Annotated in this window: 12 protein-coding genes; 7 read left to right on the top strand and 5 right to left on the bottom strand. The window is 60.5% G+C overall.

Annotation, left to right across the window (positions count from 1 at the left end):
* Positions 1 to 79: 79 nt before the first annotated feature.
* From I2G20_RS01000 to I2G20_RS00975, 6 genes are all read left to right on the top strand, one after another.
* A complete protein-coding gene (locus tag I2G20_RS01000) occupies positions 80 to 829 on the top strand; it encodes a hypothetical protein (protein ID WP_196257809.1) in 750 nt (249 codons plus the stop codon).
* Positions 830 to 1,048: 219 nt separating this feature from the next.
* The gene (locus tag I2G20_RS00995) at positions 1,049 to 2,077 is read left to right on the top strand and encodes an ABC transporter substrate-binding protein (protein ID WP_196257808.1); all 1,029 of its coding nucleotides are present in this window, start codon (positions 1,049 to 1,051) and stop codon (positions 2,075 to 2,077) included.
* Between the two features lie 198 nt (positions 2,078 to 2,275).
* Positions 2,276 to 3,067, top strand: coding sequence for an ABC transporter ATP-binding protein (locus tag I2G20_RS00990; RefSeq protein ID WP_246472725.1), 792 nt, complete (start codon positions 2,276 to 2,278; stop codon positions 3,065 to 3,067).
* On the top strand, positions 3,064 to 3,852 hold the full coding sequence (locus tag I2G20_RS00985) for an ABC transporter permease (RefSeq protein ID WP_196257807.1): 789 nt from the start codon (positions 3,064 to 3,066) through the stop codon (positions 3,850 to 3,852). The genes I2G20_RS00990 and I2G20_RS00985 overlap by 4 nt, the downstream gene beginning before the upstream one ends.
* Before the next feature lie 109 nt (positions 3,853 to 3,961).
* On the top strand, positions 3,962 to 4,861 hold the full coding sequence (locus I2G20_RS00980; RefSeq protein WP_196257806.1) for a DUF4189 domain-containing protein: 900 nt from the start codon (positions 3,962 to 3,964) through the stop codon (positions 4,859 to 4,861).
* Positions 4,862 to 4,875: 14 nt separating this feature from the next.
* Entirely contained in the window at positions 4,876 to 5,403 is a 528-nt protein-coding gene (locus I2G20_RS00975; protein WP_196257805.1) for a hypothetical protein, read from the top strand.
* On the opposite strand, the gene rarD is transcribed toward I2G20_RS00975, so the two are convergent.
* The 3 genes from rarD to ettA all read right to left on the bottom strand — a co-directional run bounded on the left by rarD (position 5,400) and on the right by ettA (position 8,992).
* Complete coding sequence (gene rarD / locus I2G20_RS00970; RefSeq protein WP_196257804.1) at positions 5,400 to 6,344, bottom strand: EamA family transporter RarD; 945 nt, start codon at positions 6,342 to 6,344, stop codon at positions 5,400 to 5,402. The two genes, I2G20_RS00975 and rarD, sit on opposite strands and share 4 nt — an antisense overlap.
* Before the next feature lie 88 nt (positions 6,345 to 6,432).
* Positions 6,433 to 7,266, bottom strand: a complete 834-nt coding sequence (locus I2G20_RS00965; protein ID WP_196257803.1) for an alpha/beta fold hydrolase — start codon at positions 7,264 to 7,266, stop codon at positions 6,433 to 6,435.
* A gap of 70 nt (positions 7,267 to 7,336) precedes the next feature.
* Positions 7,337 to 8,992 carry an energy-dependent translational throttle protein EttA gene (gene ettA, locus I2G20_RS00960; RefSeq protein WP_196257802.1) on the bottom strand — a complete coding sequence of 552 codons (1,656 nt, stop codon included), beginning with the start codon at positions 8,990 to 8,992 and terminating at the stop codon, positions 7,337 to 7,339.
* A gap of 134 nt (positions 8,993 to 9,126) precedes the next feature.
* Here ettA and I2G20_RS00955 point away from each other — a divergent pair, with 134 nt between their 5' ends.
* Entirely contained in the window at positions 9,127 to 10,080 is a 954-nt protein-coding gene (locus tag I2G20_RS00955; protein WP_246472724.1) for a TolB family protein, read from the top strand.
* Positions 10,081 to 11,724: 1,644 nt separating this feature from the next.
* Here the strand turns inward: I2G20_RS00955 and I2G20_RS00950 are convergent.
* Both I2G20_RS00950 and I2G20_RS00945 read right to left on the bottom strand, forming a co-directional pair.
* A complete protein-coding gene (locus I2G20_RS00950) occupies positions 11,725 to 12,801 on the bottom strand; it encodes a DUF4238 domain-containing protein (protein WP_196257800.1) in 1,077 nt (358 codons plus the stop codon).
* Positions 12,802 to 12,966: 165 nt separating this feature from the next.
* Positions 12,967 to 14,004 (bottom strand): cache domain-containing protein, encoded by a 1,038-nt coding sequence (locus tag I2G20_RS00945; RefSeq protein WP_425502603.1) that lies wholly within the window; start codon positions 14,002 to 14,004, stop codon positions 12,967 to 12,969.
* Positions 14,005 to 14,141 lie beyond the last annotated feature (137 nt).

The raw sequence follows: 14,141 nt of genomic DNA, 5'->3' as shown, positions 1-14,141 counted from the left end.
AACCATTACGGCTTCTCCTAATTTCAAATCGACGGTGGGGGCGCAGATCTCCGCCGATTTGGAGATATAGGAGCTTACTATGCGTAATGTTTATCGAGGGGCTGCAGGCGTCCTGCTGGCAGCAAGCCTTTTTGTCACACCGGTATCCGCAGGATCGCTTCTTGGTGGCGTCCTTGGAGGCGACGGTTCGCTGGTTACACTCAACAGCGGCAAGGCCGGCGATAGTGGTCTTGTCAACCTCGGAATTGGCGGCGGCGGTGGCAACGTTCTCGACGTGAACCTTTCGGGATCCGGTGGATCGCTGGCGTCGGCCAATGTTGGCACCGGCGGGGATAGTCTCGTAGGTGTAGGCGTTGGCCTGAACAACAACAACGTGCGGGCCGGTGTCGGCGTGGGAGGCAGCAACCTCGCAACTGTCGACCTTGGGATCGGCGGCGGCACGGGTGGACCCGGGGGACCCGGCGGTCCCGGTGGCCCGGGCGTTCCCGGTGCGCCTGGCGTCAACGGCGTCAGCACCAGCCTCGCCTCAGCCTGCGCCGGGCAGGATGCCAGCGCTGTAGCTCAGGTCATTGCACGGGCCGATTATTCGCAACAGAACCTCATCCGCTGGCAGAATGCCCGCGGCATCACTGTAGTCCCCGTCCGTTACTGCAGCGATATCATGGATCAGCTTCGCCATCTGGCCCGTGCCAGCAATCTGGGCTTTGCGCAGAACCTGGTGTCGAGCGACATCCTTTTGAGCACCGCTCTGAGCCGCAATGGCAAGCGGGTCAACGACATTCTGGCCGTCGACTATGGCAACCAGATGCTGACCGTATATGTACGGTAATACCAGCCAATCCGGCAGGCGCCCCGCGCGCCTGTCGTTTTTTCGGGTGTAAGGCCCCAATCCGCTCGGGCGGAAGATGTCCCCACAACGGTGAGACGTGACGTCCTGCTCAAACTGTGTGCAGAGTGTGCGTCCTGCACAGAATCTGTCATTTTTTACTTTACAGTCAAAATTCTGCGCGCTTGTATCGTTGATGCATTTCAAAGGGAATCCACCATCATGCTCAATCGCAGACTGTTTACGCTTGCTGCCGGATCGCTGGTCCTGGGCGCAGGCGTTGCCGCACCGGCCCTGGCGCAAAACACGCCGATCCGCTTTACCCTCGACTGGCGCATCGAGGGCCCGGCTGCAGGCTTCATGCTCGCGCAGCAAAACGGATATTTCGCCGATGAAGGCCTCGATGTGACGTTCGATGTCGGGGCGGGTTCGGTCGAGGTCATTCCGCGTGTGGCGACCGGTACGTACAATATGGGTTTTGGCGACATCAACTCGCTCATCAAGTTCCTTGACGAGGATGCGAGTCAGCCCGTCAAGGCGATCATGATGATCTATGAGACGCCGACCTTTGCCGTTGTCGGGCGCCGCTCGCTGGGGATCACCGATGATCCGAAATCGCTCGAAGGCAAGACGCTGGGCGCCCCGCCGCCAGACGGCGCTTTTGCGCAGTGGCCGGCGTTCGTCGAGGCCGCTGGCCTCGATACGTCCGACATAACGATTGAATCCATCGGGTTCCCCGTGCGTGAGCCTATGCTGGCGCAGGGTGATGTCGATGCGGTGTTCGGCTTTGCGTTCTCGGTCATCCTGAACCTCAAGGCGCAGGGCGTGCCCGACGATGACATCGTGCCAATCCTGATGGCCGAACACGGGCTCAACCTTTATGGCAACGCCATCATGGTCAACACGGACTTCGCCGAGTCCAACCCGGAGGCGGTCAAGGGCATGTTACGAGCTCTCGCCAAGGGCTTCGCAGATGCGGCAGCCGACCCGGCAGCGGGCGCTGCGGCGGTGGTCGCGGCCAACGACATTCTCGACGTGAATATCGAGATCGAACGGCTGGAAATGGCCAACGCCATGAACATCAACACTGCATATGTGCAGGAAAACGGCATCGGCGGGGTCGATATGGAGAGGCTCAATGCCGCAATTGAGCAGCTCAGGCTCTCCATCGGTATTTCATCCGATATTTCGGCCGAGGACGTATTCGATGCGAGCTACCTCCCGCCGGCTGAAGAGCGGATGATGCCGTAGGGGCAGAGCCCTTACCTTAGGGAAGGTGCATTTGCGCGTGCGGCCTTACCCCGCCCCTGACCCCTCCCCTCTAGGGGGAGGGGATTTAATCGCGGTTGGGGCAAAGGGTCTGCCAAAAGCACATAGAAGATTCCCCTTCCCCTAGAGGGGAGGGGTTAGAGGCGGGGAATTTTGGACAAAGTGGGGAACAACGAAGCGATGAGCGAACATCTGGTCACCATCGAGAACGTCGATATGCGCTATGGCGGGGTCGATGGCACGCTGGCGGTTTCAGGGCTCGATATGAAGGTCCGGCGCGGCGAGTTCGCGGCGGTGGTCGGACCTTCAGGATGCGGGAAATCGACGCTCATGAAGCTCGTTACCGGACTGCATATTCCCCAGGCGGGCGTGGTTTCGGTTGCCGGGAGCCGGGTTACCAAGCCGGTGTCGATTGTCGGGATGGCGTTCCAGAACCCCACGATGCTGCCCTGGCGCACGACGCTGGACAATATTCTGCTGCCGCTCGAGATCGTCGAAAAGCATCGGCGCCGGTTACGGGCGCACAAGAAGGAGTATATCGAAAAGGCTGAGGCGCTGCTGGCGACGGTCGGGCTGGCCGGGTTCGGCTCGAAATATCCCTGGCAGCTTTCGGGTGGGATGCAGCAGCGCGCCAACCTTTGTCGCGCGCTCATCCATGAGCCAGAGCTTTTGATGCTCGACGAGCCGTTCGGCGCGCTCGATGCGTTCACGCGCGAGGAGCTCTGGCAGGTCATCCGGGATCTCCATGCGAGCCAGGACGTGACCATCGTCCTGGTCACCCACGATCTGCGCGAGGCGGTGTTTCTTGCCGATACGGTGCACGTGATGAGCGCGCGGCCGGGCCGCATCCTCGACGTGCACGACATTCCCTTCCCGCGGCCGCGGGAGCTTGGCATCATGTATGTGCCGGAATTCAACGATCTCGTGCAAAGGCTTCGCGAAGAGATCGCGGATGCGAGGGCGGTAGCATGAGCAGCGTCACGGGGAAAAAACCGTTCAACTGGCTTCCGTGGATGCCATGGATTTATACCGTGGCCCTCTTCGCGCTTTGGGAGTTCGGCGTGAGACTGTCGGGGCTCCCCCACACCATACTGCCCGCGCCGAGCCGCATCTGGGAGGCGATCATCCAGTATTGGCCGGCCATACAGCGCCATTCGATCCAGACTCTTTATACGACGACAGTGGGCTTCCTGCTCGCTGTCATCGGTGGGCTGGCGCTCGGGTTGTTGGTGGGGTGGTCGCGGTTCATCTATGCGGGGCTCTACCCGATCATGGTGGGGTTCAATGCCATCCCCAAGGTGGCTTTGGTTCCCGTGCTGGTCATCTGGTTCGGGATCGGGACGGTGCCGGCGATCCTTACCGCGTTTCTCATCGCCTTCTTTCCGATTGTGGTGAACGTCGCCACGGGATTGGCGACCATCGAGCCAGAGACCGAGGACGTGTTGCGGGCGCTGGGGGCCAAAAAGATGGATATCATGCTCAAAGTGGGCATTCCGCGCTCGATGCCGTACTTTTTCGGCTCGCTCAAGATCGCCATTACGCTGGCGTTTGTCGGTTCGGTGATCTCGGAAACCGTAGCGGCCAATTCCGGGCTCGGCTTCATGATGAGTTCGGCCCAGAGCCAGTTCAACGTGCCGCTGGTTTTTGCGGGGCTGGTGATGCTCGCGGTCGAGGGCATCGCGATGTACGCCCTGATGGCGTGGATCGAGAAGCGTACGACGGGCTGGGCGCATCGCTCGACGATGATGGCGGTTTGAGCATTTTTAACTATCCTGCTATGTTCCCGCGCTGTTGAGCGTGAGGTTGCCTGTTGGACGCGGAGGTTAGTGGCCGCTGGGGAATGGCGGCCTGTTTGGGGGGACGCGCATGATTTTTCGGCTCTCGAGTCTTGCCAGCGGGCTGCTGGCACTCCTGGTGGGCATACCGTATGCCCATACGGCATTGGCGCAGTCGGACATGAGTTCGTTTGCGTGCGGCGGGGGCGGGGTGCATTTCGAGGTCATGATCGATCCGGCGGCTGGGATGGGACTGTTTACCGGCCCAGGCTATGGCGCCCAGCTCGTTGCCGACGAGCGCGGGGCGTGGGCGAACGCCGACTACGGCATTGGCTTTTATCCCGATGACCGTCCCCCGGCCTTGTTCCTTGGTTCCGAACAGTTCTCATGCGCCGATGCTGACGCCACCCCGAACAATAACAACGACGCTGAAGGCCGCCTAAATTCGCCAGGGCAATCTCTCGGCGGGCGGTTGCGCGCGGGACCGGGGACCGACTATGCGCCGGCGGGCAGTCTGGCCGAAGGGTCTCCCATTACACTCATCTCCAATACCGGCGTTTCGTTCAATGGCTACGACTGGTTCGAGGTCCGCACGCCGGAGGGCAGCAGGGCTTATCAATGGGGCGGCATACTGTGCTCGGAGGGTCAGCTTGTTCCCGGCGTTTTCGAAGTGTGTGGGGAGGGGCAGGCCAGCCCGCCCGCATCCGGATCGGCGGTCATGGCTTTCGCCGTGGACGCAACCGGCCGGTTCGGGCACGGGCTGGGCATGTCCCGGACCGAGGCTGAGCGTTTTGCGCTTGAATTCTGTGGCGCGGCCGGGTGCCGGATTGCCGATGTGACCACCGAACAGTGCCACGCGATGGCTGAGGTGCCTGGTGGATACTGGTTCGGCTCCGCGCCGGACGTCCGGCGCGCCGAAGCGCTGGCGCTTGGTATGTGTGTTCAATCCGGCGCGACGTCGTGCCGTGTCGCGTATAGCTTTTGCAGATAAAAAGGGGGACGGATATGCGTTTGTTTAAAGGATTTATTATCGGGCTCGCGCTGCTTGCGCTCGGCGCCTGCACGGCGACACAGCAAAGCCTTCAGGCGGCGGCGGATTCCAATATTCTCAACTACACCGTGGGCAAGCCTTATGCGCAGATCGCGGCGCAAAACACCACCTCGTTCGAGGGTATGATGGGACGTGAGAAGGCCTATGGGAACCTCATCCATCTCTCGCAACTATCCAATGGCGACCGGCTTTACCGGCACGGCCAGGCTTATGCGGCGCACTCCACGTCGACCGACTTCCTGCTGATGGGCGGGGGATCGACGCGATACGACTATCGCCTGTTCTATTTCCGCGTCGGGCAGGACGGCGTCATCAAGGACTATGCAAATGGGGTGGTTACCGCCCAGCAGGTCGAGTGCGTCAACTATGTCGGTGGCATCTTCCAGAGCTGCACCGACACGGCGATGCTCTCGAGCGATATTTCGCAGATGGACGCGCAGGTTCGCACTTCAGCCGGCATGCCGCTTTCGGCGTGGGATTAGCGGGGTTTCACGCCCCGGTTCCGGAAAGAGCCGACCGAGAAGATCACCAGCGAGACCCAGATCAGCGCAAAGCTGATGAGGCGGGGCGTTTGCAGTGGTTCGCCGAAGAGCAGGATGGCGGTCGCAAATCCCATCGAAGGGGCTATGTACTGGAACATGCCGATGGTCGAGAGGCGTAGCTGTCTGGCCGCGAACGCGAACAGCATCAGCGGAATGGCCGTGGCGGGTCCGGTGAGCGCGAGCAAGAGGAGGGTCTGCGGGTCGAGCAGGTAGCCCGGCATGGGGCCCGAAAGCGTAAAGGCGATGAAGATGAGGCTCGCGGGGAGGAGGATGACGGTTTCAACCATCAGCCCCGGCGAGGAGCCGACGTTCACGGTTTTGCGGACATAGCCGTAAAAAGCGAAGGTCAGCGCAAGGACGATCGCCACCCAGGGAACGCTGCCCAGCCCCACGGCCTGGATGCCGATGGCCAGCACGGCCAGCAAAATCGCCAGCCATTGCAGCCGCGAGAGCTTCTCGCCCAGGAGGACCAGACCGATCAGGACGCTCACCATCGGGTTTATGAAGTAGCCAAAACTCGTATCGAGGATGCGCTCATTGGTGACCGCCCATATGAAGGTGAGCCAGTTGACCGCGACCAGCAGGGCAGAGAGGGTCAATCTGACCAGCACCTGGCGGTCGCGCAGGGCGGTGAGAACCTCACCCATGCGCCCGCCCACGGCCAGAACGATGCCGACGAAAACGAGCGAAAAGACGATGCGGTAGGCAACGATCGCAAAGGGGTCGACATGCTCGATGAGCTTGAAGAAGATGGGCAGGAAGCCCCACAGCGTATAGGCCGAGAGCGCCGTGATGACGCCCATCCGGACATCCTGTTCCGGCCCCCCGGCGCGCGGGGAACCAGTCCCGGCCGCTGCGGGCGCGCCCTCGATCGATGTCATTGAAACGCCTTCGCGAAGGGAGGAATGAAAGGTGCCAGCCTACTCGCGAACGCCCTCCCGATCCACCAACAGTTTTTGATGGAATCCATCACGTTTCGTGTTCGGGCGTGCCGGTCAGCGCATCGAGGAATTCAAGGAGGAGGGGATTGAAGAGGTCGGGACGCTCGAGGCTGGGCAGGTGGGCGGTGCCTTCTATGACAACCGCGAAGGCGTTGTCCATCTCTTCCGAGAGATCGTCGTGGCGGTTGACGATATGGGGGAAATCGAGATCGCCCGCGACGAGCAGCGTAGGGGTATCGATACCACCCACGAGGTCGACCGCAGGATCGCCTGGCTCCTCGCGGGTGAGCGGGGGCTTGCGCAGGATGTCGCCGTTCATGGCGTAGAACAGTTCGCGCACCTTGCCGGTGACGCGCCCACTCGGCGACAGCGGACCGTCGAGCCAGGCATGGGCCTCGACGGCATTGATTGCCTCGATATTCCTGCTTTCGGCCACCGCCTCCATCGCGTGGACGATGCGCATGACCTCGGATGAAAAGATGGGTTTTCTGGCGCCGGTGATCCCCGTACCGATGAGCACAAGGCCAGCGGTGCGCTCGGGATTGGCCAGCGCGAAATCGATGGCCAGCGCACCCCCACGGGAGGCGCCGACAAACACCGCTGCATGGATATCGAGCGCGTCGAGTATGGCTTCGAGATCCTCAAGATGGGAGAAGGTTTCGTCGGGCGAAACCGTCCCTCCATGCCCACGCCGGTCATAGGCCACGGCCCAGAAGCCAGCTTCTGCCACGGCCTCGATCTGGCTCGCCCACATGCGGCTGTCGCATACGCCGGCATGGAGAAAGACAACCGGAATGCCCTCCCCCGCCTCGACGCCGGAGAAGCTGGCATCTTCAATTTCGAGGGTGAAGGGTTCAATCATGACGATACTCTGGACCCGAAAAAGGGACCGGGCATCGAGCCCGATCCCTGAATTATATCAGAAGCGTTACTTACCGCGTCAGCGGCTTGTAGGTTACGCGCTTGGGGTTGACCGCGTCAGGGCCGAGGCGGCGGACCTTGTCGGCTTCATAGTCCTGGAAGTTGCCTTCGAACCATTCGACGTGGCTGTCGCCTTCGAACGCCAGCATGTGGGTGGCGAGGCGATCGAGGAACATGCGGTCGTGCGAGATGATGACCGCGCAGCCGGCGAATTCTTCCAGTGCTTCTTCCAAAGCCGCGAGGGTTTCGGTGTCGAGGTCGTTGGTGGGCTCGTCGAGCAGCAAAACGTTGGCGCCGGACTTGAGCATTTTCGCCAGATGCACGCGGTTGCGCTGGCCGCCCGAGAGGGTGCCCACGGGCTGTTGCTGGTCCCCGCCCTTGAAGTTGAACGACGAGGTGTAGGCGCGGGAATTCACCTCGCGCTTGCCAAGCTTGATGATGTCATTGCCGCCCGAGATTTCCTCCCAGACGGATTTTTTTGGATCGAGCGCATCGCGGCTCTGGTCGACATAACCAAGGTGCACGGTCTCGCCGATGGTGATGGTGCCGCCATCGGGTTGCTCCTGCCCGGTGAGCATCTTGAACAGGGTCGATTTACCCGCGCCGTTCGGCCCGATGACGCCGACAATGCCGCCAGGAGGCAGCTTGAAGCTGAGGTCGTCGATCAGCAGGTGATTGCCATATCCCTTGCGCAGACCTTCGACATTGATGACGGTCTGGCCCAGCCGCTCGCCGGGCGGGATGATGATCTGCGCGGTGTTGGATTGCGTGCGGGCTTCGTTGACCTTGACGAGCTCGTCATAGGCCCGGATACGCGCCTTGGACTTGGTCTGGCGGGCCTGCGGGGACTGGCCGAGCCATTCCTTTTCGCGCTCGAGCACTTTCGCACGCGCGGCGTCCTCGGATTTCTCCTGTTTCAACCGCTTGGCCTTGGCGTCGAGATAGGCGGTGTAGTTGCCCTCATAGGGGATGCCGCGGCCCCGGTCGAGCTCGAGAATCCAGCCGGTGACATTATCGAGGAAGTAGCGGTCGTGCGTTATGATGAGCACGGCGCCGGGGAACTCGCGCAAATGCTTTTCGAGCCATGCGGTGGTTTCGGCGTCGAGGTGGTTGGTCGGCTCGTCAAGCAGGAGCAGATCGGGGGCCGAAAGCAGCAGCTGGCACAGCGCGACGCGGCGTTTTTCACCGCCCGAGAGGTTATCGACTTTCGCTTCGGGGGGCGGGCAGCGCAGGGCTTCCATCGCCATTTCGACCTTGGAATCGAGATCCCAGAGGTTATCCGCATCGATCTGGTCCTGAAGCTTTGCAGCTTCGTCTGCCGTTTCGTCGGAATAGTTCATCATCAGCTCGTTGTAGCGTTCGAGGATGGCCTGCTTTTCCTTGACGCCGATCATCACATTGCCGCGCACGTCGAGGCTGGGATCGAGCTGGGGTTCCTGCGCGAGATAGCCGACCTTGGCGCCTTCGGCGGCCCAGGCCTCGCCGGTGAACTCGGTATCGAGCCCGGCCATGATCTTCAATAGGGTGGACTTGCCCGAACCGTTGGGCCCGAGCACGCCGATCTTGGCGTCGGGGTAAAAGCTGAGATGGATATTATCGAGCACCTTCTTGCCCCCGGCATATGCCTTGGACATTCCGTGCATGTGGTAGATGAACTGACGGGCCATAGAGCGAAGAGCCTTTTGTATCGATTTGCCGCTGGAGGAATTGGCCCCGTATGTAGGACATGGGGCGGGATTTGGAAAGGCGGTTGGCTCGCGCTTTGGAGGCTGGCGCGGTGAGGCCCTTGTAAGGGGTGGAAATGTTGGGCAGGCTGGGCCCGGATTCCATCGTCCGGGAGGATCTTATGCCGCATGTCGTATCGCAGTTTTTCAGGCCGGGCGAACGCGGGCTGGCGCCCGGCCAGCGCGCCGAGCTGCGGGTGATCGGGATCGATGGGGCGGGCGAGACGACGCTGCTCGTTGCCGACCAGGTGATCGAGGCGCCGAACTGGACGCCGGACGGCGCGGCGCTGATCTTCAATGCCGGGGGTGAAATCTGGCGCATGCCGGCGGACGGTTCGGCGCTGCCCGAGGTGATCGACACCGGCGCGATCCGGAAACTCAACAACGACCATGTGCTCTCGCCCGACGGGCGGCTGATCTACCTTTCGAACGGCGACGGGCACCTTTATGTGGTCGGTATTTCGGGCGGAGAGCCCAAGCGCATCTCCAACGACCATCCCGAGCCATTCCGCTATTTCCTGCACGGGATTTCGCCCGACGGGACGACGCTGGTCTATACCGGGTTCGAGGGCACGGCGGAGAACCGGCGCATCAACCTTTTCACCATCCCCGCGAGCGGGGGGCCGGACACGCGGCTTTCCGATATCGACAAGCCCAATGACGGCCCGGAATATTCGCCGGACGGAGCGTGGATTTATTTCAATTCGGAACGCGTGACTGACCGGCCCGGCCACGCGCAAATCTTCCGGATGCAGCCGGACGGGACGGGGATCGAGCAGTTGACGTTCGATAATCGCGTCAACTGGTTCCCGCACTTCTCGCCCGATGGCGAATGGGTAGTCTATCTCAGCTACCCCGAGGATACGCTGGGCCATCCGGCGGACAAGGACGTCATCCTGCGCCGGATGCGGCCGGACGGGCGCGAGATGGGCGATGTCACCGCGTTTCTCGGCGGGCAGGGGACGATCAACGTCAATTCCTGGGCCCCGGACAGTAAGCGGTTTGCCTATGTGGCGTATCCGGCGGGGTGAGGGGTTTATTTTGTCTCATGTTTGTTCTGTCTCACGGCGCGCACCGCTCCGGGCATGACGGCCCTAAAACCGGGCCTATGCCCACCACTGCGCCTGCGACGGCGCGGCCAAAACGTTGGCCGGGGTCCTCACTGCGTTCGTCCTTCCCGTACTGCTGCATCGCATCTTTCTCCATTCGTGGCCTGAAACTCAAATCGTCACCCTCGGGCTCGACCCGAGGGCCTATGCGATACTCCATCCCGCTCCATAGCTTCGTTTGCGTTGCGAAACCTCATGGGTCCTCGGATCAAGTCCGAGGATGACGAGGGGGTGGCGGGGCCTTTCGTGTGGTCGTGCTGACGCGCCCGACGGCTTTGGGCCTCGGGGGATGCTGGCCGTCGAACAGGCATGGGGCGATGAACGCTCCGCACTCTTTTAGTCTAGTATGAAGCGATCATCGCCCCAGGCATCCGGGATTTTAGGCTTATGGCGGCTTGCTCGGGCTGGGGATTGTTGGGAGCCAATGGCTCCCGCTGCCCCTCCGGGTTTCCCCGGTGCGACGTGGGAGAGTCACACGGGACCGTTCTTCTGGCCCGCACCCCTCACATGTTATCCACATCCGGCCATCCGTCCGCTTTGGACCTCCGCTGGGACGACTCCCATCGGACCCGGACCGACGCGGTTGTCTGGGCCGGCCCAGGGGGTAATCCGCCCTGAACCCTTCCATCCAACCTCCCGCCACACGTTCGTTGCGCATGCGTTCGGCGCGGGGTCGTGAGGGCAGTATGGCGCGAGTGGAGAGGGCGGGGATAAGATTTTTCTGTCTCACGGGAAAGTTGTTCTGTCTCACGGCGCGCACCGCTCCGGGCATGACGGCCCTAAAGCCGGGCCTATGCCCTCCGCTGCGCCTCCGACGGGGCGCGCGAAACGTCGCGCGGGGTCCTCGCTGCGCTCGTCCTCCCGTACTGCCGCATTGGTTCATGTCTTTTCGGGGGGCGCTGTTCTTTCCTCTTGTCGTGGCCGGGCTTGACCCGGCCACCTCAGCGTCACGCTCTGGCGCCGCAAGAGAGACCCGCGGGTCATGCCCGCGGGCGACGAGGGGAGGGATGGGAGCAACGCGCCGGGTGAGGGGGGCGTGTTCTTGTTCCTCGCGCGTTCCGCACGCTCCGGGCGTCACCCTCGGGCTTGACCCGAGGGCCCGCAATGGTGCGGTTACTTCAGGGCGCTAATGGTGCCCCGGGGGCCTGAGCCTGCGCTGCCGTTTGTACTCCCTGACGGGTGGGATGCATCGCGGGTCCTCGGGCGAAGCCCAAGGACGACGGCTGTGGGGTGGGGGCTTGGGTGTTTCTATGGCGGAAATCATTATAGGGGAGACAGTCAACAGCTTCGCAGCGGGCAGGCAGCCTCGCCTCCGGCGCTTCAGTTCTTGCCGCGATTGCACCACCTGCTCCGCGCGTCACCCTCGTGCTCCACACGAGGGCCTATGCGGTGAGTGCTGTCCTACCGTAGCTTCGTGTGTGCTGCGAAATCTCATGGGTCCTCGGGTCAAGCCCGAGGATGACGAGGAGAGGGGATTGCTCACAATTTAACACCCCACACAGTTTAGAAGGGTATGCTGTTTCTTTCTCGCCCAACTAACTAAATACAAAGCGTTATTTTGGCCTTTTACACCCGCCAACCTCGACGGCTCGGACGAATATATCCGAGGCCACTCTTAGTATCATGCGTCTGCGGGCGGAGTCGGTAAGACAAATCGCCAAACCAGATTGGAGGCACCAAAGGTTTTTTATGCAAATGGACAAGTGCCTCGCTATGCTCGATGCTGCCAACTTCTTCTTTGCTTATTGTGCGGTATGACGTGCCAAATTCATCTTTATTGTCCAAGACGGCGTAGTTGATTGTATGCCAACTTTTTGGCCGGTACGCCTTATTAGCAGCGGCCAATTCTTGGACGTAATCATCTTTCTGTGTAGTACTGAAGTATAGATTTTGATTTGCTTTGATAACCTGCAGGCAGTTCAAAGAATCGGCTTGCATTTTTCGGCTAATCGCGAATTTCTGAGTACGTCGTCCGATTCTGTACACGAAAGGATCGTAGAACAATATTAGATATTTTGGGCTTATTGGGAGATAAATGCATTCCCCTGAGTGTATAAATCCAGATCCTCCCCATTTATCCCTTAACCGTTGTTGGTAGTATCGGTTGCAGCGAATGACGGGGTCGTCAGAAGTTATAAATTGAAAATCGGTATCGTTTTGTATTATACAAAAACCTAAATCATCTATGATATTTCCCATTTCGCCCGCGTGTGCCATTGAAATCATAAGCGCTTCTTTTTCTCCGAAATTACCGTACTTTTTCCTTTCTTCTTCATTACGAAAAACGATCGATGCCATTTCGTCTTGGGATGAAAATATTCGTTTAGCAGCAATTTCTGTTCGACAATATTGAATGGCTATAAAGTATCGAAGGAAATTGACATCTTCAGATCTTATTTCCGCACCCGAGACGATCAGGTCTCGTACCCTTGCATATTCGGCCTCGATAGGCTGAAAGGCTTTTTCCAAGGAAAGGTCTTTTCCATAGAAGTATCGTCTGGAACATTGCCCGCGTATCGAGGCGTTGGATACAATTGTATCCGTACTCAAGCGATAAAGAGATACGCTTCTTCCTTCTGCTCCGTCCGAGAAGGCTCGCAAATAGCACTGAGGTAAAAAATGTTGGTTCGCGTTGGCAGCCATGCTCTCAGGCTTTCACGAGTTTGGTAAATTCGAATAGTATGGATTAGTCGTTTCGTCTCCCGTCAACAATAGAGCGTTGTATCTAGGAGAGCGCTAACAATAATTATGTCATAACTTGTAGGGTCCGAGGACTGCTTTTGAGAATGTAGTCCCAAACAAATCGACTTATCTAAACCCCAACGCCGCCCTTAGCTCCGCATCCTGCTCCGCCTGCTGCACCACGACGCCGTACCAGCCCAGCCCGTCATATTCCTGATAGCCCAGCGTCTTTGCGAACGCGACCGTATGCCCGTTTGCGTCGGTGTAGGTGCCTTGTTGTTTGCCGTTGTCGTCGAGCCGGTAGGTGGTGAACATCAGGGCCGGGTCGGTCGAGGCGATGACGCGTTTTTGGCCGTCGAGGAGCATGACCGTGGTTTTATCCTTGACCGCCGGGGGGAGGGCGGCTTCGGTTTCTACTATCGTCGCGCCCTGTTCTTCCCAATCGAAATGGACGCCCAGCGTGCCGAGCACGCGGCCCTTGGATAGCCCGCCTTCGCGCACGGCGGTGGCGTAGGTGAGGACTTTGCGGCCGTTGTGGAGCTTGCTGATCGCGACGGGATCGACGACGTAATCATCGCCTGAACTGGTGCCGATGGCGTTGCGGAACCAGGGTTCCTGGGAGACCGATGCGCCGCGCACGGCGCTGGCGTATTCGGGGTGGGCGGAGGCGAGGATGTGGCCTTCGCGGTCGGTCAGCACCAGATCTGTATAGACGGTATAGAACCGGTGGATGACGGCGAGCCGGTCTGACGCGTGGGCGAGGGCATCGGGCTCGCGCGTATCGAGCGCCTGCCACAGCGCGCTATCGGTGGCCCACCAGCGCACATCGGCGGTGCGCTCGTAAAGATTGCGCACGATCAATTGCACGAGGGTTTGCGAGAGATCGATGAGGCGGACGCCTTCGAGCTCGTTGACGAGGTCCTGGGAGACCTCGCGGCTGATATCGATGCGGTCGAGCACATTGCTCTTGAACTGGTCGGCGACCTGGGCGGCGCGATCGGCGAGGCGCTGGACCTCCTTTGCGACCACCGCAAAGCTCTTGCCCGCATCGCCGGCGCGGGCCGCCTCGATGACGGCATTGAGCGCGAGCAGGCGCGTCTGCATCACGATCTGCTGGTTGGATTGCGTATAGGAATTGAGATCGCCGCTGATGGCGTCGATCACAACGCGCATCGCGCGCGGCGATGCCTTGACTTGGGTTGCACCAGACACAATACGTCCCCCAAAGGCGGGCAAGGCCGCCAATCGGGGGGGAGTGTGGCAGATTATGGTTTTTGGGGGGTTAATGAGGGTGGGAGCGC

The organism is Pelagibacterium limicola, assembly GCF_015694405.1.
Classification (GTDB): Bacteria; Pseudomonadota; Alphaproteobacteria; order Rhizobiales; family Devosiaceae; genus Pelagibacterium; species Pelagibacterium limicola.
The sequence above is the reverse complement of the archived record's forward strand: the minus strand, read 5'-3'. Positions and strand labels throughout refer to the sequence as shown.

Excerpts from the sequence above, each read along its gene's own strand:
- I2G20_RS01000 (WP_196257809.1), top strand. The coding sequence starts at position 80 with ATGCGTAATGTTTATCGAGGGGCTGCAGGCGTCCTGCTGGCAGCAAGC.
- I2G20_RS00995 (WP_196257808.1), top strand. The coding sequence starts at position 1,049 with ATGCTCAATCGCAGACTGTTTACGCTTGCTGCCGGATCGCTGGTCCTG.
- I2G20_RS00990 (WP_246472725.1), top strand. The coding sequence starts at position 2,276 with ATGAGCGAACATCTGGTCACCATCGAGAACGTCGATATGCGCTATGGC.
- I2G20_RS00985 (WP_196257807.1), top strand. The coding sequence starts at position 3,064 with ATGAGCAGCGTCACGGGGAAAAAACCGTTCAACTGGCTTCCGTGGATG.
- I2G20_RS00980 (WP_196257806.1), top strand. The coding sequence starts at position 3,962 with ATGATTTTTCGGCTCTCGAGTCTTGCCAGCGGGCTGCTGGCACTCCTG.
- I2G20_RS00975 (WP_196257805.1), top strand. The coding sequence starts at position 4,876 with ATGCGTTTGTTTAAAGGATTTATTATCGGGCTCGCGCTGCTTGCGCTC.
- rarD (WP_196257804.1), bottom strand. The coding sequence starts at position 6,344 with ATGACATCGATCGAGGGCGCGCCCGCAGCGGCCGGGACTGGTTCCCCG.
- I2G20_RS00965 (WP_196257803.1), bottom strand. The coding sequence starts at position 7,266 with ATGATTGAACCCTTCACCCTCGAAATTGAAGATGCCAGCTTCTCCGGC.
- ettA (WP_196257802.1), bottom strand. The coding sequence starts at position 8,992 with ATGGCCCGTCAGTTCATCTACCACATGCACGGAATGTCCAAGGCATAT.
- I2G20_RS00955 (WP_246472724.1), top strand. The coding sequence starts at position 9,127 with ATGTTGGGCAGGCTGGGCCCGGATTCCATCGTCCGGGAGGATCTTATG.
- I2G20_RS00950 (WP_196257800.1), bottom strand. The coding sequence starts at position 12,801 with ATGGCTGCCAACGCGAACCAACATTTTTTACCTCAGTGCTATTTGCGA.